16 protein-coding genes, 1 pseudogene and 1 riboswitch are annotated in these 17,911 nt (G+C 64.7%); of the genes and pseudogenes, 9 read left to right on the top strand and 8 right to left on the bottom strand.

Annotated features, from left to right (window positions below):
- The first annotated feature begins 31 nt into the window (after window positions 1-31).
- Together RAC97_RS04285 and RAC97_RS04280 are read left to right on the top strand one after the other, a co-directional pair.
- A complete protein-coding gene (locus tag RAC97_RS04285; protein WP_375098038.1) occupies window positions 32-1,108 on the top strand; it encodes a metal-dependent hydrolase in 1,077 nt (358 codons plus the stop codon).
- Window positions 1,072-1,809: a TraX family protein gene (locus RAC97_RS04280; RefSeq protein ID WP_375098037.1), complete on the top strand. Its 738-nt coding sequence runs from the start codon at window positions 1,072-1,074 to the stop codon at window positions 1,807-1,809. The genes RAC97_RS04285 and RAC97_RS04280 overlap by 37 nt, the downstream gene beginning before the upstream one ends.
- A gap of 55 nt (window positions 1,810-1,864) precedes the next feature.
- On the opposite strand, the gene RAC97_RS04275 is transcribed toward RAC97_RS04280, so the two are convergent.
- Window positions 1,865-2,695: an oxidoreductase gene (locus RAC97_RS04275; RefSeq protein WP_375098036.1), complete on the bottom strand. Its 831-nt coding sequence runs from the start codon at window positions 2,693-2,695 to the stop codon at window positions 1,865-1,867.
- A 128-nt stretch (window positions 2,696-2,823) separates the two neighbouring features.
- Here RAC97_RS04275 and RAC97_RS04270 point away from each other — a divergent pair, with 128 nt between their 5' ends.
- A complete protein-coding gene (locus RAC97_RS04270) occupies window positions 2,824-3,726 on the top strand; it encodes a LysR family transcriptional regulator (protein WP_375098035.1) in 903 nt (300 codons plus the stop codon).
- A gap of 15 nt (window positions 3,727-3,741) precedes the next feature.
- Here RAC97_RS04270 and RAC97_RS04265 read toward each other — a convergent pair whose 3' ends face one another.
- Together RAC97_RS04265 and RAC97_RS04260 are read right to left on the bottom strand one after the other, a co-directional pair.
- Complete coding sequence (locus tag RAC97_RS04265) at window positions 3,742-4,752, bottom strand: aldo/keto reductase (RefSeq protein WP_375098034.1); 1,011 nt, start codon at window positions 4,750-4,752, stop codon at window positions 3,742-3,744.
- 93 nt (window positions 4,753-4,845) lie between these two features.
- Entirely contained in the window at window positions 4,846-5,049 is a 204-nt protein-coding gene (locus RAC97_RS04260; RefSeq protein ID WP_375098033.1) for a co-regulatory protein PtrA N-terminal domain-containing protein, read from the bottom strand.
- 227 nt (window positions 5,050-5,276) lie between these two features.
- Between RAC97_RS04260 and RAC97_RS04255 the strand changes: the two genes are divergently transcribed.
- The gene (locus RAC97_RS04255) at window positions 5,277-5,480 is read left to right on the top strand and encodes a YbdD/YjiX family protein (protein WP_375098032.1); all 204 of its coding nucleotides are present in this window, start codon (window positions 5,277-5,279) and stop codon (window positions 5,478-5,480) included.
- Here the strand turns inward: RAC97_RS04255 and RAC97_RS04250 are convergent.
- The 5 genes and pseudogenes from RAC97_RS04250 to RAC97_RS04230 form a co-directional block, all read right to left on the bottom strand.
- Entirely contained in the window at window positions 5,477-6,499 is a 1,023-nt protein-coding gene (locus tag RAC97_RS04250) for a FecCD family ABC transporter permease (protein WP_375098031.1), read from the bottom strand. The two genes, RAC97_RS04255 and RAC97_RS04250, sit on opposite strands and share 4 nt — an antisense overlap.
- Window positions 6,499-7,467 (bottom strand): ABC transporter substrate-binding protein, encoded by a 969-nt coding sequence (locus RAC97_RS04245; RefSeq protein ID WP_375098030.1) that lies wholly within the window; start codon window positions 7,465-7,467, stop codon window positions 6,499-6,501. Before RAC97_RS04245 ends, RAC97_RS04250 begins: the two co-directional genes overlap by 1 nt.
- Window positions 7,464-8,240 carry an ABC transporter ATP-binding protein gene (locus RAC97_RS04240; protein WP_375098029.1) on the bottom strand — a complete coding sequence of 259 codons (777 nt, stop codon included), beginning with the start codon at window positions 8,238-8,240 and terminating at the stop codon, window positions 7,464-7,466. The genes RAC97_RS04245 and RAC97_RS04240 overlap by 4 nt, the downstream gene beginning before the upstream one ends.
- Before the next feature lie 109 nt (window positions 8,241-8,349).
- Window positions 8,350-8,558, bottom strand: a riboswitch (cobalamin riboswitch).
- Window positions 8,559-8,612: 54 nt separating this feature from the next.
- Window positions 8,613-9,284: a response regulator gene (locus tag RAC97_RS04235; protein WP_375098028.1), complete on the bottom strand. Its 672-nt coding sequence runs from the start codon at window positions 9,282-9,284 to the stop codon at window positions 8,613-8,615.
- Window positions 9,259-12,652: pseudogene (locus tag RAC97_RS04230) on the bottom strand (ATP-binding protein). Before RAC97_RS04230 ends, RAC97_RS04235 begins: the two are co-directional and overlap by 26 nt.
- 275 nt (window positions 12,653-12,927) lie before the next feature.
- Between RAC97_RS04230 and urtA the strand changes: the two are divergent.
- The 5 genes from urtA to urtE all read left to right on the top strand — a co-directional run bounded on the left by urtA (window position 12,928) and on the right by urtE (window position 17,830).
- Window positions 12,928-14,172: an urea ABC transporter substrate-binding protein gene (gene urtA / locus RAC97_RS04225; RefSeq protein ID WP_375098027.1), complete on the top strand. Its 1,245-nt coding sequence runs from the start codon at window positions 12,928-12,930 to the stop codon at window positions 14,170-14,172.
- 96 nt (window positions 14,173-14,268) lie between these two features.
- Window positions 14,269-15,186 carry an urea ABC transporter permease subunit UrtB gene (gene urtB / locus RAC97_RS04220; RefSeq protein WP_375098026.1) on the top strand — a complete coding sequence of 306 codons (918 nt, stop codon included), beginning with the start codon at window positions 14,269-14,271 and terminating at the stop codon, window positions 15,184-15,186.
- Between the two features lie 10 nt (window positions 15,187-15,196).
- Window positions 15,197-16,372 (top strand): urea ABC transporter permease subunit UrtC, encoded by a 1,176-nt coding sequence (gene urtC / locus RAC97_RS04215; protein ID WP_375098025.1) that lies wholly within the window; start codon window positions 15,197-15,199, stop codon window positions 16,370-16,372.
- Window positions 16,369-17,130 (top strand): urea ABC transporter ATP-binding protein UrtD, encoded by a 762-nt coding sequence (gene urtD, locus RAC97_RS04210; protein ID WP_375098024.1) that lies wholly within the window; start codon window positions 16,369-16,371, stop codon window positions 17,128-17,130. The genes urtC and urtD overlap by 4 nt, the downstream gene beginning before the upstream one ends.
- Before the next feature lie 10 nt (window positions 17,131-17,140).
- A complete protein-coding gene (urtE, locus tag RAC97_RS04205; RefSeq protein WP_375098023.1) occupies window positions 17,141-17,830 on the top strand; it encodes an urea ABC transporter ATP-binding subunit UrtE in 690 nt (229 codons plus the stop codon).
- Window positions 17,831-17,911 lie beyond the last annotated feature (81 nt).

Here is a 17,911-nt window from a genome sequence, read left to right as displayed (position 1 = left end):
TCCGGCAACTACCTGCACAGGAAGCGTTTCCGTGGACTCAATCACCCAAGCCGTGCTGGGCGCGGCCCTGCAGGGCACCGTGCTGGGCCGTATCCAGGGCCGACGCGCCTTGCTCTACGGCGCCGCCCTCGGCACCGTGCCCGACCTGGACGTCGTCATTCGCTATGCCGACCCGGTCTCGCAGATGACCTACCATCGGGGCTTTTCCCACTCGATTTTCGTACTTACCGGCGTTGCGTTGCTGCTGGCCTGGCTGGTGGCCTGGCTCGGCAAGCGGTATTGGCCCGAAAAAGGCTACCGCTGGCCACGCTTGTTCCTGGCGTTCTGGCTGGTGCTGGTGACCCACCCGATACTCGATTCGTTCACGGTGTACGGCACGCAATTGTTCTGGCCCTTGCAGTTCACCCCGGAAAGCTGGGCGGCGGTGTTCATCATCGACCCGATCTACACCGTGCCGCTGCTGGCCACGGTGCTCTTCGCCGCGTTGCGTGGTATGGCCGGGCGCGCCGTGCCTTGGATGGCCGCGGCCTTGCTGTTCAGCACGGCCTACCTGGGGTTCGGCCTGGCCGGGCGCATGGCCGCCGAGCAGCGTTTCGCCCACGCCCTGGAGCAGCAAGGGGTAGCCACGAGTGCAGTGCGGGCGATACCCATGGCGTTCAACAGCCTGGTCTGGCGCGTACTGGCCAAGACCCCGGATGGCCATTACTACGAAGGCGTCAGCAGCTTGTTCGACCACCAGGCGCCGGAGATGCAGCGTCTGTCCCTGAACCTGGAACTCGCCCAGGCTCTAGGCGATGACCCGCTGCATGCGCGGCTACGCTGGTTTACCGACGACTGGCTGCGCTACGACGCGATCGACGGCACCCTGGTAGTGTCCGACCTGCGCATGGGTATCCCCGGCAACTACACCTTCCGCTTCAATATGGCCCACCGCGACGGGCAGGGGCAGTGGATCGTCGACACCCCCACGGCCTGGATCGGCGCGGGTGTCGGCTCGATGTTCAACCTGGATGATCTGCAACTGATCTGGAGCCGCATTCTCGAGCAGCAACCACCCCTGCCGCTGGCGACATGGACCAACCGCTACCTGGGCGAGGCGCGACCCTGAGCAGGCGTTCGGCCGGGCTGGACCTGGTCAAGTGGACGGCGATGGTAACGATGGTCGCCGACCACTTGCGGTTTCTCTGGCCTGGCGCCGATAACCTGTTCGTGCTGGGGCGGCTGGCCTTTCCGCTGTTCTGCCTGGCGATCGCCTGCAACGTCGCGCGCAGCATGCCCGGCACCTTGTACAGACGCTCGAACGCACGCTACCTGGGCCTGATGCTGCTGTTCTCGTTGCTGTCGGAAGGGCCTTATCGCTGGCTGGACAGCGGCTCGCAGACCCTCAGCGTGATGCCTACGCTGACCTTGGGGCTGCTGCTGGCCTGGGCCGTACACCATCCCCAGGCCTTGGCGCGGCTGGCCGGTGGTGCTGCATTGGCGCTGGCGGTGCTGTTCGGCGAGCGACTGATGTACGGCCTGCCAGGCGTGCTGCTGCCCGCCGCGTGCGTTCTGGCGCTGCAACAGGGTACGAAGGGGTGGCTGCTGGGGGCTGTTCTGGCCATGGCCGGCAACCTGACCAACAGCTGGTTGTATGGCCACCTGTGGCAGCCTTTCACCTGGCTGGTGCTCGCCACCGCCGCCTTGGCGTTGCCGCTGGGCAAGGGGTTGCTGGGCTGCGACGGGTGGCGAGTACCGCGGGTGGGGCGCTGGGGCTATGGGTTCTATCCGTTGCACCTGCTGGCGATCAAAGGGCTGTCGCTGATGTAACGAAACGATCCCGCTGCACAGGTGCAGCGGGATCCTTTGCCAAGCATGGTGTTTTCTACTGGGCGAAGTCGGTGGACATCGCCAGCTCCCGCCACTGCACCAGCTCACCCTCGACGAACGCATGCTTGGAGGCGATGCGCGCTACCGCATCGCTGCCCAGCGGCAGGCGCTGAGGCGGATTCGCCGCGTTGACCAGCTCCAGCATGGCCTTGGCGAACTTGTCCGGGTCGCCCGGCTGCGCGTGGTTGGCGGAGGCGGCGAACGTGCGCATCTGGCCGACGGTTTCGTCGTAGTCCGACAGTTCCAGGGCAGTCTTGATCAGCGATTGCTCATCAAGGAAGTCGGTACGGAAGAAGCCAGGCTCTACCACGGTGACATGGATGCCCAGCGGCGCCAGCTCCTGGTGCATGGCCTCGCTGATGCCTTCGACGGCGAACTTGGTAGAGCCGTACACGCCCCAACCCATGTAGCCTTGGTAGCCACCCAGCGATGAGATGTTGATGACGTGGCCGCTACGCTGACGGCGCATGTGCGGCAGTACGGCGCGGGTCACGTTGAGCAGGCCGAAGACGTTGGTGGCGAACAGTCGCTCGGTTTCGCTTGCGCTGGTTTCCTCGACTGCACCGAGCACACCGTAGCCTGCGTTGTTGATCAGAACATCGATGCGCCCGAAGCGCCTGATGCCCTCTGCAACGGCCTGGTGGGCCTCTTCCTCACGGGTGACGTCCAGGCGCACGGTCAAGAGGTTAGGGTGCTCGCCCAGGCGGGCCACGACGTCTTCAGGCTTGCGTGCGGTGGCGATGACCGCGTCGCCGGCCGCCAGGGCCTGTTGTGCAATCAGGGTACCGAAACCACGGGAAGCGCCAGTAATGAGCCAAGTACGCATGTCAACTCCTCCTGTCATGGACCCTGCGTTGTGCAGGGCCTTCTCGATGAGTTGACGCAACTGTAAAGCCGGACTATTTCTGTGATAATCCCACGAATTTTGGATGGTCCTGTGAAGGTTGTTCACAAATGAAGGCGCCCAGCACCGCCGATCTTTCGCTATTCCTGTGCATTGCCAGGCACCTGAACTTCAGCCGTGCAGCAGTGGAACTGGGGCTTACGCCTTCGGCCTTGAGCCATGGGTTGCGCGCGCTGGAAACTCGCCTGGACGTACGCCTGTTCAACCGCACCACGCGCAGCGTGGCGCTGACCGAGGCGGGCGAACGCCTGTACCAACGCCTGCAGCCGGCGTTTCGCGATATCGCCGATGCGCTCGAAGACCTCAACAGCTTTCGCGACAAGCCGTCCGGCAACTTGCGTATCACGGCGGGGCGAATAGGGGTGGAGCTGGTGCTGTTGCCATTGGCCAACCCGTTCCTGGCGCAGTACCCGGACGTACGCCTGGAGATCAGCGGCGATGACGCGCTGGTGGATATGGTGAGTGGTGGTTTCGACGCGGGCGTGCGCCTGGGCGAGCGCTTGCAGGCCGACATGGTGTCGCTGCCCATCGGGCCTTACCTGCGCTCGGTGGTCGTGGGTTCGCCGGCGTTTTTCCAGCGTCATCCGCTGCCGCAGCAACCCCAGGACCTACGCGGCCTGCCGTGCATCGGCCATCGCTTCCCCAGTGGTGCGCTGTATCGCTGGGAGTTCGAACGCGGCGGCATGCGCCTGGAAGTGGATGTGCAGGGGCCGATGGTGCTGGATGACGTGCGCATGATGACCCGGCCAGCGCTCGATGGCGTGGGCTTGGCCTATGTATTCGAAGACATGGTGCGCGAGCATCTGCAAAGCGGGGAGTTGGTGCAGGTGCTGGGAGACTGGTCCCACTATTACCCAGGCTTCCATCTGTACTACCCGAGTCGCCGCCAGGTGCCGGCGGCGCTCAAGGCCTTCATCGAATTCGCCCGCAGCCAGCGGGACTTGCCGGCCTGAAGCGGGCGGTGCGATTCAATTGCGTGGCAGGCGGCCGCTGACGAAGTGCGCCACATCGTTGAACCCAGGCGTGGACGCATGCCCCGGCGTTACCAGCGAATCGATGAAGGCTTCGTCCTCGGCGGTGATCTCTACCTCCAGCGCCCCGGCGTAGGTTTCCCACTGCTCCTCGGTCCGCGGCCCGACAATGGCCGAGCTGACCAGCTGGTTGTTGAGTACCCAGGCAATGGCGAACTCGACGATGCCCACGCCCTTGGCTTCGGTGTAGGCGTGGATCTTCTGGGCGATGGCCAGCGACTCCTGGCGCCATTCCACCTCCATGATGCGCTTGTCCTGGCGCCCGGCGCGGCTGCCTTGATCGGGCGTCGCGCCGGGGGCGTACTTGCCGCTCAGCACGCCACGGGCCAGTGGGCTGAACGGCACCACGCCCAGGCCATGGAAGGCCGCCGCCGCCAGTTGCTCGGGCTCGGCCTGGCGGTTGACGATGTTGTACAGCGGCTGGCTGACCACTGGCTTGGCCACACCCAGGCGCTCGGCCAGGTTGCAGATTTCGCTGATGCGCCAGCCACGGAAGTTGGACACGCCCCAATAGCGCACCTTGCCTTGTTGCAGCATGTCGCCGATTGCCCGCACGGTTTCTTCCAGCGGCACCTTGTGGTCTTCGCGGTGCAGGTAGTAGATGTCCAGGTAGTCGGTGCCCAGGCGGCTCAGCGAGGCTTCCAGGGCATTGAACAGGTGCTTGCGCGAAAGCCCGCTGCGGTTCGGCAGGCCATCGGCCGGGCCATAGCCGGCCTTGGTGGCGACGATCCAGTCCTGGCGGTTGCGTGCCACCGCTTCACCGACGATCTCCTCGGAGCGTCCGGCATTGTAGACATCGGCGGTGTCGATGAAGTTGATGCCCTGGTCCCAGGCACGCTCGATGATGCGCAGCGACGCTTCGGTGCTGGTCTGTTCGCCGAACATCATACTGCCCAGGGTCAGGGCGGAAACTTGCAGGCCGGATTGGCCGAGGGGGCGGTAGAGCATGCGCAAATCCTTGTCGTCGCGGGGAGTGAATGGCCTGTTTTACACAGATCCGCCCCGCTTTGAAAGCGCATGCCTACGCCCCGTGGGGTGGGCTCAAGAGGCTGGGCGCTCGGTGCTACCCTGGGTTTGTGGTGCGGGTTGCGCGTCGCGCTTGGCCAAGGCCTCTTGCTGCTGTTGCTGGCGCTGCATGGCCCATTGGTCGCTGCGCTGTTTGAGGCGGTCGGAACCGCCTTCGGCCAATGCCGAGGTAGCGGTGGTGGCGGCAAGCAAAGTCAGGGCGAAGGTAAGGGCTTTCATGGGCAGTTCTCCATCATCGTTTAATCGCAGGCGTGCAATACGCCGAACGAGGCCGATGATGGAGAGACAGGATTTTCCCAGGATTAACGGCGATGACCGCTGGTCCTCGCGAAACAGGGCTACTTGCTACAAAACAATACAAAACCTTCGCGGTTCGACACATTGCCGATACATCCGCGAAGTCTCATGATGCTTACCTTCAAGCACCTGCACACGGAGCACTGTCCATGTCCAGCAACAAACTCCAACGCGGTATCCAATGGCTCGGCCGCTTCAGCCGCCTGCTGGTGGGCATGCCGGACTACGAGCAGTACGTGGCCTTGCGCAAAGCCAACCATCCCGGTGAACCGGTGATGAGCCAGAAGGAGTTCTTCCGCGAGCGCCAGGAGGCACGCTACGGCAAGCGCCAGTGCAACACCCGCTGCTGCTAAGCCTTCCTGCGCAGCAACACGATGAAGAACAAGCCACCGATGGCAGCGGTGGCGATGCCGATCGGCAAGTCCTGGGGGGCGATCAGGGTACGCGCGCCCATATCCACCCATACCATGAACAGCGCGCCCAGCAGCGCACACACCGGCAGCAGGCGGCGGTGCTCGGCGCCTGCCAGGCGCCTGGCCACATGCGGCAGCATCAGGCCGACGAAACCGATGGCGCCGGACAACGACACCAGCACCCCGGTCAGCAGGGCCGAGCCCACGAATACGTGGGCACGCACCCGACGGGTATCGAACCCCAGGCTGACGGCGGTCTGCTCGCCGCTCATCAGTGCATTCAAGGCACGCGCCAGGCTCATCAGCAAGACGAACCCCGCCAATACGCAGAGCGCCGGCAGCCACAGCAACGACCATTGCGCCAGGCCCAGCCCTCCGAGCATCCAGAACATCACCGAACTGGTAGCGTGAGGGTCGCCGGTGTACAGCAGCAGGTTGGCCGCCGCCATCACCACGAACGACACCGCCACCCCGGCCAGTAGCAGACGGTCGCTTTCCAGGCGCCCGCCACGGCTGGCCACGCCCAGCACCAGCAGCATGCTGCCCAAAGCACCCACGAAGGCCGCCACCGGCAAGCTGAAGACCCCGGCGAACTGGCCCAGGAACAGCACCACCATGACCGCGCCGAACACCGCGCCCGCGCTGACACCCAGCAGGTGCGGGTCAGCCAGCGGGTTGCGGGTCACCGCCTGCAACGCCCCACCGACCAGGGCCAAGCCGGCACCCACCAAGGCCCCCAGCAGCACCCGTGGCGCGCGGATCTGCCAGACGATCTGTGCCTGGCCACGGCTGGCATCGCCGCCGTTGCCCACACCGAGCTGTTGCAGCACGATGCTCGCCACTTCGCCCAGGGGCACCTGGGCAGCGCCGAAGCCTAGCGACAACAGGCACGACAGCAGCAGCGCGGCGGACAGCACGACGATCAGCCCACGGTAGGCCACGGGGTTGCGGATGGGCATCAACGTGGCGCCTGTTCGATCAATTGCGGATGCAGGGCCGACGCCAGGGTTTCGATGGCGCTGGCGTTTTCCACCGACGGCGTCACTTGCAGATACGACAGCACCACGAAGCGCTGTTTGCGAATGGCCTCGACACCACCCAGGGCCGGGTGCTGCAGCAGGAAGTCGCGTTTCTGCTGCCAGCTGGTGGGGCCGTAGTCGACGATCACGATCACCTCTGGGTCGCGCTCCACCACGCTTTCCCAGCTGACCTGGGTCCAGCTGGCAGCCACGTCGGCCATCACGTTGTCGCCACCGGCGGTGGCGATCAGCGCCTGCGGCATGCCCAGGCGCCCGGAAGTGGTGGGGCGGTCTTCGCCGCTGTCATAGAGGAATACCCGTGGATGTTCGGTGGCCTTGGCCAGTGCCGCGCTTACCTGTGCGACTCGTCGGCGCAATTGGCCGACCAGCGCCTGGGCGCGCTCGGGTACGTCGAAGATACGCCCGAGGTTGTCCAGGTCGCGGTAGAGGTCTTCGAGACTTGCCGAGCGTTGCGGCATGATCCACGAACAAGACTCGCTCAGCTCGTACACCGGGATATCGAACCGCGCCAGGGTCTGCGGGGTGACCGGCCCGCCGATGCGCATGCCGTAGTTCCAGCCAGCGAACAGCAGGTCGGCGTTCACCTCCAGCAGGTTCTCAACCGAGGCATAGCGTGGGGCGATTTCCGGCAGGCCTTCCAACGCTTTGCGCAGCGCCGGGTCGAGGGTCTTCCAGCCGCTGATGCCGCTATAGCCGACCATGTGCTCGCGCAGGCCCAGGGCCAGAAGCATGCCGGTAAGGTTGATGTCGTGGCTGACCGCGCGGGTGGGCGCCTCGGTGAACGTGACGTCGCGCTCGCAACTGCGCACGGTCAACGGGTAGTGGCTGGCGTGGGCGGCGAGGGGCAGGGTGGCCAGCAGGGCCAGGCAGGGGAGCAGGGCTTTCATGCGCAGGTGATCCAGGTGATGCGTGGATGGGCGGCCAACGGGTGACGGTCGACCAGCGCCTGCACGCCGAAAACCTCGGCCAGGCAATGTTCGGTCAGCACCTGGTGCGGTGTACCGCAGGCGACGATGCGCCCGGCGTCGATGACGTACAGGCGGTCGCAGAAGGCAGCGGCCAGGTTCAGGTCGTGGAAGCTGGCCAGCAGGCTCAAGCCGGTGCCGCGCAGTTGTTGCAGCAGGGCGAGCTGAAAGCGTGGGTCGAGGTGGTTGGTCGGCTCGTCGAGAATCAGCAATTGTGGTTGCTGGACCAACGCGCGGGCCAGCAGCACGCGTTGCTTCTCACCGCCGGACAGGCGGATGAACGCCTGGTCGGCCATGGCCTCCAGCTGAAGGCGCGCCAGGGTGGTCTCGACCAGGGCAGGCTCGCGGTCGCCCTCCAGCCACCCCAGGTGCGGCGTACGCCCCATGGCGACGATATCGCGCACGCTCAGGCCGAAGTCCTCGGGAAACTCTTGCAGCATCACCGCAATGCGTCGGGCAACCCAGCGTGGGGGATGCTGCCAGATATCTTCGCCGGCCAGCGTCACCTGGCCTCGATGGGGTCGGTTGAAGCGGTAGGCGCAGCGCAGCAGGCTGGTCTTGCCGCTGCCGTTGGGGCCGATCAGGCCGACGAATTCACCTGCGCCGACTTCGAGGTCGATGCCTTCGAGCAGCGTCGTCTGGCCCGGGCCGGGTGCCCAGTGCAGGCCTTCGATGCGCAAAGTGGGGGAGGACATGGCGATGCGACCGTTGCTGGGTGAGTTCGACCCGAACGGAGGACGCGCTGGAAGGCTCGCCGGCACAAACATGCCGCGGATACCGGCCTGCGCCCGCCCACCGCGGGAGTTGCCAACTGCTGGACCAGGCCGGTCTCCGGGCTTGCGAGGGGCGTGAGGCATTCGCCTTCCCATGCCGGCTGGCACAGTGGCGTCTCGAATGCATCGCTCGCTTACCGTTGCGGGGGCAGCGCCGGACTGATCGCGCAGGGCGAGTCACCGGCTTCCCGTTTAATCCCTCGCGCGGCGGCGGGGGACACCTGGAACAAGGGGCGCATCTGAGCATTATTGGGGGAGGGAGTCAACCGCGTCAGGTCGCGGGCAGCAGCTGGGTCAGGCCCGTTCCGCCATCGCCGCCAGCGCCACGGACATCGCTGCGGTACGGGTCTCGACCCCCAGCTTGACGAACACATGCTCCAGGTGTTTGTTCACCGTGCGGGGGCTCAGTTGCAGGATGTCGGCGATGTCCTTGTTGGTCTTGCCGCAAGACACCCAGCGCAGCACCTCCACCTCGCGCTCGGTAAGCTGGAAACGCCGCGACAGCGTGCCGTAGGCCGGGGCATGGTCCAGGCCGATGGGTTGCGAGGCCTGGCGCGCGGCCTGCAGGATGCGCGCGGTACGCAGGTGCGAGGCCACCCGGGCAAGCACCTCGGCGCACTGGATCGGCTTGGTGACATAGTCGATGGCACCGGCCTCGAAACCCTGCACCACATGCTCGCTGTCGGTCAGCGCGGTCATGAACAGCACCGGGATATCGGCCGTGTCGGGCTGCTGCTTGATGCGCCGGCAGGTTTCGAAGCCGTCGAGCCCGGGCATCATGGCGTCCAGCAGGATCAGGTCGGGGCGCCTGCGCTGCAGGCGGGTCAGGGCGCTGCTGCCGTCGAGCGCCACCAGGACCATGTAGCCGGCCGCGTCCAGGGCATCGGAGAGCAGCGCGAGGTTGTCCGGGGTATCGTCGACGATCAGGACCACGCCGTGATCAGCGGGTGAGGTCAGGGTGCTCATTGAGGGCCTCCTTCAGTTGCAGGCTGAGTTCATCCAGGCGGAAACCCTTGGCCAGGGCGCGCAGCCTGGCGATGAACGCGGCGCTGTCGCTACCGTTGCGTTCGAGCATGTCGAGCTTTTGCTGGATCCCGCGCATGTAGCCCAGCCCACACAACTCGTAGAGTTCCTCGAGGTCCTTGCGCGGTGGCAGCATCCACGGCGATTCGCTGGCATGGCTGGGCGACGGCCGGCGTTGCCAGTGCAGGTGCAGGTGGCGGGCGAGCAGATCGAGCAGTTGCTGCAGGTGCACGGGCTTGGCCAAGTAGTCGTGCTCCATGGATGGCAGTTCACTGTCCTTGTCGTCAGTGAAGGCGTTGGCGTTGGCCGACAGGACGATGACCGGCGCCTGGGACAACGCGTTGCGGCGGATCAGGCGCAGGGTCTGCCAGCCGTCCATGTCCGGCATCGACAGGTCCATCAGGATCAGGTCCGGGTGGTGCAGGGACACTTGCCGGATGGCTTCCTGGCCATTGGCTGCCTCTATCAGGTCGAAGCCCAGAGGGCCGAGCAGGCCGACGATGACCTTGCGGTGCTCGATATGATCGTCCACCACCAGAATGCGCTGGCGCTCGCCTGCATAGCCGACCACGTCGTGATCGACCGCGATGACCGCCTTGGGCACCCGCACCTCCGAGAGAAACAGGCGCACCTGGAAGCGCGTGCCTTCGCCGGGCTGGCTGGTGACCGACAACGCCCCGCCCATCAATGAGGTGAGCATGCGGGTAATCGTCAGGCCCAGGCCCATGCCTTTGTCCTGGCGCTCCAGGCCTCCGCGCTCGAAGGGTTGGAAGATGCGCTCGATCTGCTCCGCAGCGATGCCGATGCCGCTGTCGATCACCTCGAAAATCGCCGTTTCGCGCCGGTAGCTGACCCGCAGGCAGACCTCGCCGCTGTCGGTGAAGTTGACCGCGTTGCCCAGCAAGTTGATGAGGATCTGGCGCACCCGCTTCTCGTCGCCGCGTACCACTGTCGGCATGCGCCCGACCAGGTCCAGGCGAAAGCCCAGGCCTTTTTCCCGGGCGGTGCCGGCGAACATCTGCTCCAGGTCGCTCAAGAACTGCTGCAAGAGGATTTCCGACGGCTCCAGGCGCAGCTTGCCCGCCTCGATCTTGGCCACGTCCAGCAGCCCGTCGATCAGCGACAGCAGGTGCGAGCTGCTGCGCAGGATGGTCGCCAGCGAGTCCTGGTGCTGGACGGGGGTCGCCGGGTCGCGCTGGAGGATCTGGGTGAAGCCAAGAATGCTGTTCAGCGGTGTGCGCAGCTCATGGGAGAGCCCGGTCACATAGCGGCTCTTGGCGGCATTGGCCGCTTCCGAAGCCTCCTTCGCTTCCTGCAAGGCCTGGTCGGTTTTGTCGTGGGCCTGGATTTCCTGGATCAGCAACTGGGTCTGGCGCTCCGACTCCTCCAGCGCCACCCGGCGGCTTTCCCGAGTCAGCACCACCCACCAGGCCAGCACCCCGGCAAATACGCAAAAGGTCAGGAAGGCCTTGAGAAAGGCCAGAAGCAGCGTGCGATAGGCCTCGGGCGACTGGTCGACCAAGGCGTGGGCGACCTGGCTGTAGACCAGCGCCAGGGCGCCGGACAAACCTAGCACCAGGATCGCCAGCAAGCCCAGGTACTGCGCCAGGCGCGTGTGCAGGTAGCGGCGGGGCAACAGGCGGCCGAGCAGGTCCTCGAACTGCATCGACAGGCGCGCCCTTTGCTTGCAGCGGTCGGCGCAGCGCGCGTCCAGCGAACAGCACAGCGAGCAGATCGGCGAGCCCGTACGCTGGGCACCAGGCCATGTCCGCAGCCTCGAAGGCGTTGTTGCACAGGCCGCATTGCAGGTTGGCCTGGTCGCCATGGGGATAGAGCAGGGCTTCTGGGCTGGTGCGGGCAATGTAGTAGCGGCCCCGGGTCAGCCAGGCGAGCAGCGGCGTCACCACCAGTGCGATCAGCAGCGAGATCAACGGCGGCGCCGCCTGGGCCGTTGCGCCGAACAGGCCGAAATGCGCGGCGAACGCCGCCAGCGAGGCGATGGACATGGCGCCGACGCCCACCGGGTTGATGTCGTACAGGTGCGCACGCTTGAACTCGATGTGCCTGGGCGAAAGGCCCAGCGGCTTGTTGATTACAAGGTCAGCCACCAGCGCGCCAATCCATGCGATGGCGATGTTGGCGTACAGCCCCAGCACCTGCTCGATGGCCTCGAGCACGCCCAGCTCCATCAGTACCAGCGCGATGATGACGTTGAACACCAGCCAGATCACCCGCCCTGGATGGCTGTGGGTGACCCTGGCGAAGAAGTTCGACCAGGCCAGCGAGCCTGCATAGGCGTTGGTCAGGTTGATCTTTATCTGGGAAATGATCACGAACAGGGTCATCGCCGCCAGCGCCCATTCTGGCGAGGCGAACACATAGTGGAAGGCCACCAGGTACATCTGGGTGGGCTCGATGGCCCGGTCGATGGGCACTTCGTGCTGCAAGGCGAGGAAGGCCAGGAAGGCCCCGGCCATGATCTTCAGGGCGCCGGGAATGATCCAGCCGGGGCCGGCCATCAGCAGCGCGGCCCACCAGCGTCTGCGATTGGCCGCGGTTTTCTCGGGGAGAAAGCGCAGGTAGTCGACCTGCTCACCGATCTGGGTCACCAATGACAGGGCCACACTGAAGGCTGCACCAAACAGCAGCAGGTTGACGGTGCCGCCTTCGCCCTCGCGGCCGGCGAAACCGGTCAGGTCGCCGAGCACATCCGGGTTCTTGCTGATCACGAACACATAGGGCACCAGCAACAGTACCAGCCACAAGGGTTGCGACCACATCTGCAGGCGGTTGATCAGGGTGATGCCGTAGGCCACCAAGGGAATCACCACCACCGAACAGATGACATAGGCCAGTGCCAGCGGAATGCCGAAGTAGAGCTCCAGGGCCAGGGCCATGATCGCCGCTTCAAGGGCGAAGAACAGAAACGTGAAGCTGGCATAGATCAGGGAGGTGATGGTCGAGCCGATGTAGCCGAACCCTGCGCCGCGGGTCAGCAGGTCCATGTCGACACCATAGCGCGCAGCGTAGTAGCTGATCGGCAGGCCGGTGAGGAAGATCACCAGCGCCGCCGCGAGGATGGCCCACAGGGTGTTGCTGAAGCCATAGCTCATCACCAGGGCGCCGCCGATCGCCTCCAGGGCCAGGAACGACACGGCGCCCAGCGCGGTATTGGCGATGCGCAGCTCGGACCATTTGCGAAATGCCTTGGGCGTGAACCGCAGGGCGTAGTCTTCCATGGTCTCGTCGGCGACCAGGCTGTTGTAGTCGCGGCGGATCTTGACGATGCGTTGAGAGCCTGAAGGTCGCACGGGGCCGACTCCTGACAGAGCTGTGGAAGGTCGATGCAGCAACATCCATGCCTGTCGCTTGGCCCGCCTGCATTCCGGCTTGCTGGGCAGCTGTGTTTCTCGCGGGCGTCAGCATGACCGGGCCGCGGCTTTTTCGCGCTACGTCAAATGACGTATGCGCTTACGTCATGCTGCGTATACCCCGGTTCCGGCACGCACCTCATGCTGGCTGTCACTCGCGACAAGGCGCCCACAGAGCACTGGCGAGAACGACGACCCATACAGGAGCCGGAACCATGGATTCACCTCAGACTGCTGCAAAACGCTTTCTCCCTCGACGCCTGAGCCTGGGCGCGGCGGCGCTTTCACTGGTCGCGGCCAGCGTGTTCGGGCAACTGGCGGTGGCCGACGAGGCCAACACCACCGGGCTTGCGGTGACCGCCACCGAGGTGACGGTCGGCCAGCTTCACTCGGCCACCGGCACCATGGCCATTTCCGAAACCGGTTCGATCCAGGCCGAGCGCCTGGCCATCGAGCAGATCAACGCCTCGGGCGGTGTGCTGGGACGGCAGATCAAGGTCATCCAGGAAGATGGCGCCTCCGACTGGCCGACCTTCGCGGAAAAGGCCAAGAAGCTGCTGGCCGGCGACAAGGTGGCGGCGGTGTTCGGCTGCTGGACCTCGGCGTCGCGCAAGGCGGTGCTGCCAGTGTTCGAGAAGGAAAACGGGTTGCTCTACTACCCGACCTTCTATGAAGGCCTGGAGCAGTCGAAGAACGTGATCTACACCGGCCAGGAGGCTACCCAGCAGATTCTCGCGGGCCTGGACTGGATCGCCAAGGAGAAGGGCGCCAAGACCTTCTACCTGATCGGCTCGGACTACATCTGGCCGCGCACCTCGATGAAAATCGCCCGCAAGCACATCGAGAATGTGCTCAAGGGCACCGTGGTCGGCGAGGACTACTACCCGCTGGGCAATACCCAGTTCGGCTCGCTGATCAACAAGGTCAAGCTGAAGAAGCCCGATGTGGTCTTCGCTGCGGTGGTCGGCGGCTCCAACGTGGCGTTCTACAAGCAGATGAAATCCGCCGGGGTGACCGCCGCCAAGCAGAACCTGCTGACCCTGTCGGTGACCGAGGACGAGCTGCTCGGCATCGGTGGCGAGAACATGGAAGGCTTCTACGCCTCGATGAAGTACTTCCAGAGCCTGGACAACCCCAACAACAAGGCCTTCGTCGATGCATTCAAGGCCAAGTACGGCAAGGACGCGGTGATGGGCGACGTCACCCAGGCGGCTTACCTCGGCCCGTGGCTGTGGAAGGCGGCGGTCGAAAAGGCTGGCAGCTTCGACATCGACAAGGTGGTGGCGGCCTCGCCAGGCATCGAGCTGAACAGCGCACCGGAAGGCTATGTGAAGGTCCACGACAACCATCACCTGTGGAGCAAGACGCGCATTGGCGAAGTGCAGGCCAACGGCCAGTTCAAGGTGATCTACGAGTCCGACCTGATCGAGCCGAACCCCTTCCCCAAGGGCTACCAGTAATTGCGGCGGCGAGCTTCCAGCCTTTGGCTGGAGGTTCGCCGGCCTGGTCCGGGTACGCGCACTCAGCATCCACCACATTCCCGAGGAGGGACCACCATGCAATGGCTATCTGATTTCGGTGCCATCGCCGCCATGCAGGGGTTCAACGGCCTGTCCGTATTCTGCGTGCTCCTGCTCATGGCCCTTGGGCTGGCGATCATTTTCGGCCAGATGGGCGTGATCAACATGGCCCATGGCGAATTCCTCACCATCGGCGCCTACACCACCTACGTGCTGTCCACCCTGGTCAGGGACTTCCTGCCATCGATGCAGCCGTACTACTTCTTCTTCGCCATCGCGCTGTCGTTCCTGGTGGCGGGCGCGATCGGCTGGGTCGTCGAGCGAGTGATGATCAGCCGCTTGTACCACCGGCCGCTGGACACGCTGCTGGCGACCTGGGGCCTGTCGCTGGTGATGCAGCAGGCGTTTCGCTCGATTTTCGGCGCCCGTGAAGTCAGTGCCAACCCGCCGGACTGGCTGATGGGCGCGGTGAGCCTGACCGACGCTATCGAGATTCCGCGCAACGGCCTGTTCGTCATGGGCCTGACCCTACTGGTGACCGGCGCCATCTTCCTGATGCTGTACCGCACCCGCTGGGGCCTGCAGGTGCGTGCCACAGTGCAGAACCGAGTAATGAGCCGCGCCGTGGGCATCAATACACGCCAGGTCGACCGCATGACCTTCGCCCTCGGCTGCGGCGTGGCCGGGGTGGCCGGGGCTGCGTTCACCACGATCGGCTCCACCGGGCCCACCGCTGGCTCGCTGTACATCGTCGACACCTTCCTGACGGTGGTGTTCGGTGGCGCGCAGAGCCTGCTCGGCACCATCGCCTCGGCCTTCGCCATTGCCCAGACCCAGTCGGTGTCGGAGTTCTTCATGAGCGGCTCGATGGCCAAGGTGCTGACCCTGTCGACGGTGATCCTGATCCTGTTGATGCGCCCGCAAGGGTTGTTCTCCAGCAAAGTTCGCAAATAGGGGCGCACAGATGAACGCTTTGCACAAACTCATGGGCGGGCGCCAGGGCACTTACGGCCTGTTGATCCTGGCGGCGCTGATCCTGGTGGTGTTCCCGCTGGTGCTGGACGCCTTTCGCCTGAACATGGTCGGCAAGTACCTGACCTATGCCTTCGTCGCCGTGGGGCTGGTGCTGTGCTGGGGCTACGGCGGCATCCTCAGCCTGGGGCAGGGGGTGTTCTTCGGCCTGGGCGGCTACTGCATGGCGATGTTCCTGAAGCTGGAGGCCAGCGACCCCGAGAGCACCAAGATCCAATCTACCCCGGGCATTCCGGACTTCATGGACTGGAACCAGCTGACGGAGCTGCCGACCTTGTGGGTGCCGTTCCACAGCTTTGGTTTCACCCTGTTCGCCGTGGTGGCCGTGCCGGTGGTACTCGCGCTGGTGATTGGTGCGGCGCTGTTCAAGCGCAGGGTAGGGGATGTGTACTTCTCCATCGTCACCCAAGCCATTGCGCTGATCCTGACCGTGCTGATCATCGGCCAGCAGGGCTTGACCGGCGGCGTAAATGGCATCACCGACCTCAAGACCCTTTTGGGCTGGGACATCCGTGGCGACGGCGCCAAGCTTGCGTTGTATTTCATCAATGCCGCGCTGCTGCTGGGCTGCATCGTGATCGGCAAGTTCATCCTGGCTTCCAAGCTCGGCCGCCTGCTGATGGCCATGCGCGACAAGGAAGAGCGGGTGCGTTTTTCCGGCTATGACGTGGCCAGCTTCAAGGTGTTCGTCTATTGCGTGGCTGCCGGTTTCTCGGCCATCGGCGGGGCGATGTTCGCCTTGCAGGTGGGTTTCATGTCGCCGTCGTTCGTCGGCATCGTGCCGTCGATCGAGATGGTGATATTCGCGGCGGTCGGTGGGCGCATGTCGCTGCTGGGCGCGGTGTACGGTGCGCTGCTGGTCAACTATGGCAAGACCTACTTTTCCGAGTCGTTCCCGGAGCTGTGGCTGTACTTGATGGGCGGGCTGTTCATCGTCGTGGTCATGTACTTCCCCAATGGCCTGGCCGGCTTGTGGGAGAGCCACGGCCGCAAATGGCTGGCAGTGTTCAAGCGCCGGCCGCTGCCAGCCGTCGTGGCGGCGCCCGGCAAGCCGATGCCGTCTCGCGTCGATACAACGACCAACACTTCGCTGGAGACCCAGCCATGACCATCACCAGCGGCTTCCAGATGCCCAAGCCGGTACTGGCCATCGAGGGACTGACCGTGTCCTTCGACGGCTTCAAGGCCGTGGACGACCTGAACCTGTACATCGACCGCAACGAGGTACGCGTGGTCATCGGCCCCAACGGGGCCGGCAAGACCACTGTACTCGACCTGATCTGCGGCAAGACCCGCGCCACCGGCGGCAGCATCCAGTTCAACAACCGCGAGCTGACCCGCATGAAGGAGTACGACATCGTGCGTGCCGGGGTCGGGCGCAAGTTCCAGACTCCGTCGATCTACGACAACCTGAGCGTGTTCGAGAACCTGGAGATGTCTTTTCCCAAGGGCCGCACGGTGTTCGGTGCGCTGTTCTTCAAACGCAGCCAGGAGGTGACCGCGCGGGTCGATGAGGTGGCGGCGCAGATCTTCTTGTCCGACCTGTTGCAACAGCAGGCAGGCCTGTTGTCTCACGGGCAGAAACAGTGGCTGGAGATCGGCATGCTGCTGATGCAAGACCCCGAATTGCTGATGCTCGACGAGCCGGTGGCGGGCATGAGCGTCAGTGAGCGGGCGCAGACCGCCGAGCTGCTCAAGCGCATCAGCCAGGGGCGCTCGGTGCTGGTGATCGAGCACGACATGGAGTTCGTCAAGAGCATCGCCCACAAGGTCACCGTGCTGCACCAGGGCAAGGTGCTGGCCGAAGGCAGCATGGAAGCCGTGCAGAACAACCCGAAAGTCATCGAAGTCTACCTGGGCCACTGAGGAGCGCGGCATGTTCACCATCAATCAGCTGGCCTGTGGTTATGGCCAGAGCCAGATCCTGCATGACCTCGACCTGGCCGTGGAAAAACAGGAAATCGTCGCGGTCATGGGCCGCAACGGCATGGGCAAGACCACCCTGTTCAAGAGCCTGATGGGCATTCTGCCGCAGTGGCGCGGCGCGGTGGCGGTCGACGGGGTAGAGGTGTCGGCGATGGAAACCCACGCGCGGGTGGCCCATGGCATGGCCTACGTGCCCCAGGGGCGAATGATCTTCCCGGCGATGACGGTGCTGGAGAACATCCAGACCGGCCTGCCGGCGTCGGCCAAGGGCAGGGTGCCTGAAGACCTGTATGCCTTGTTCCCGGTGCTGTTCGACATGCGCGGGCGCCGCGGCGGCAACCTGTCCGGCGGCCAGCAACAGCAACTGGCAATCGCCCGGGCGTTGGCCACCAACCCCAAGGTGTTGCTGCTGGACGAGCCTACCGAAGGCATCCAGCCGTCGATCATCAAGGACATCGCCCGCACCCTCAAGGAGATCCGCAGCCTGCGCAACCTGACCATCGTGGTGTCGGAGCAGGTGCTGTCGTTCACCCTGGAGATCGCCGACCGTTTCCTGGTGATCGAGAAGGGCCGCTTCGTGATCGAGGAAACACGGGCCAATGTCGACGAGGCGACCATCAGCCGCTACCTGTCCGTCTAGCACAACACCCATTGATTGCGCATCAACCACAGGCGCCGTGCGGCTGCCTGGCGGGGAGCGCTTGCTCGCGACCCATGCAAC

The organism is Pseudomonas sp. LS_2, from assembly GCF_042709235.1.
In the GTDB taxonomy this organism is placed as follows: Bacteria; Pseudomonadota; Gammaproteobacteria; order Pseudomonadales; family Pseudomonadaceae; genus Aquipseudomonas.
Note: the sequence above shows the minus strand (reverse complement) of the source record. Positions and strands in the feature narration are given on the sequence as shown.

What these genes read in the sequence shown, in the direction of transcription:
- urtC (WP_375098025.1), top strand. Translation starts at nt 15,197, where the DNA reads ATGAACGCTTTGCACAAACTCATGGGCGGGCGCCAGGGCACTTACGGC.
- RAC97_RS04245 (WP_375098030.1), bottom strand. Translation starts at nt 7,467, where the DNA reads ATGAAAGCCCTGCTCCCCTGCCTGGCCCTGCTGGCCACCCTGCCCCTC.
- urtE (WP_375098023.1), top strand. Translation starts at nt 17,141, where the DNA reads ATGTTCACCATCAATCAGCTGGCCTGTGGTTATGGCCAGAGCCAGATC.
- RAC97_RS04260 (WP_375098033.1), bottom strand. Translation starts at nt 5,049, where the DNA reads ATGAAAGCCCTTACCTTCGCCCTGACTTTGCTTGCCGCCACCACCGCT.
- urtD (WP_375098024.1), top strand. Translation starts at nt 16,369, where the DNA reads ATGACCATCACCAGCGGCTTCCAGATGCCCAAGCCGGTACTGGCCATC.
- RAC97_RS04235 (WP_375098028.1), bottom strand. Translation starts at nt 9,284, where the DNA reads ATGAGCACCCTGACCTCACCCGCTGATCACGGCGTGGTCCTGATCGTC.
- RAC97_RS04250 (WP_375098031.1), bottom strand. Translation starts at nt 6,499, where the DNA reads ATGCCCATCCGCAACCCCGTGGCCTACCGTGGGCTGATCGTCGTGCTG.
- RAC97_RS04270 (WP_375098035.1), top strand. Translation starts at nt 2,824, where the DNA reads ATGAAGGCGCCCAGCACCGCCGATCTTTCGCTATTCCTGTGCATTGCC.
- urtA (WP_375098027.1), top strand. Translation starts at nt 12,928, where the DNA reads ATGGATTCACCTCAGACTGCTGCAAAACGCTTTCTCCCTCGACGCCTG.
- RAC97_RS04240 (WP_375098029.1), bottom strand. Translation starts at nt 8,240, where the DNA reads ATGTCCTCCCCCACTTTGCGCATCGAAGGCCTGCACTGGGCACCCGGC.
- RAC97_RS04275 (WP_375098036.1), bottom strand. Translation starts at nt 2,695, where the DNA reads ATGCGTACTTGGCTCATTACTGGCGCTTCCCGTGGTTTCGGTACCCTG.
- RAC97_RS04280 (WP_375098037.1), top strand. Translation starts at nt 1,072, where the DNA reads ATGGACCAACCGCTACCTGGGCGAGGCGCGACCCTGAGCAGGCGTTCG.
- urtB (WP_375098026.1), top strand. Translation starts at nt 14,269, where the DNA reads ATGCAATGGCTATCTGATTTCGGTGCCATCGCCGCCATGCAGGGGTTC.
- RAC97_RS04255 (WP_375098032.1), top strand. Translation starts at nt 5,277, where the DNA reads ATGTCCAGCAACAAACTCCAACGCGGTATCCAATGGCTCGGCCGCTTC.
- RAC97_RS04265 (WP_375098034.1), bottom strand. Translation starts at nt 4,752, where the DNA reads ATGCTCTACCGCCCCCTCGGCCAATCCGGCCTGCAAGTTTCCGCCCTG.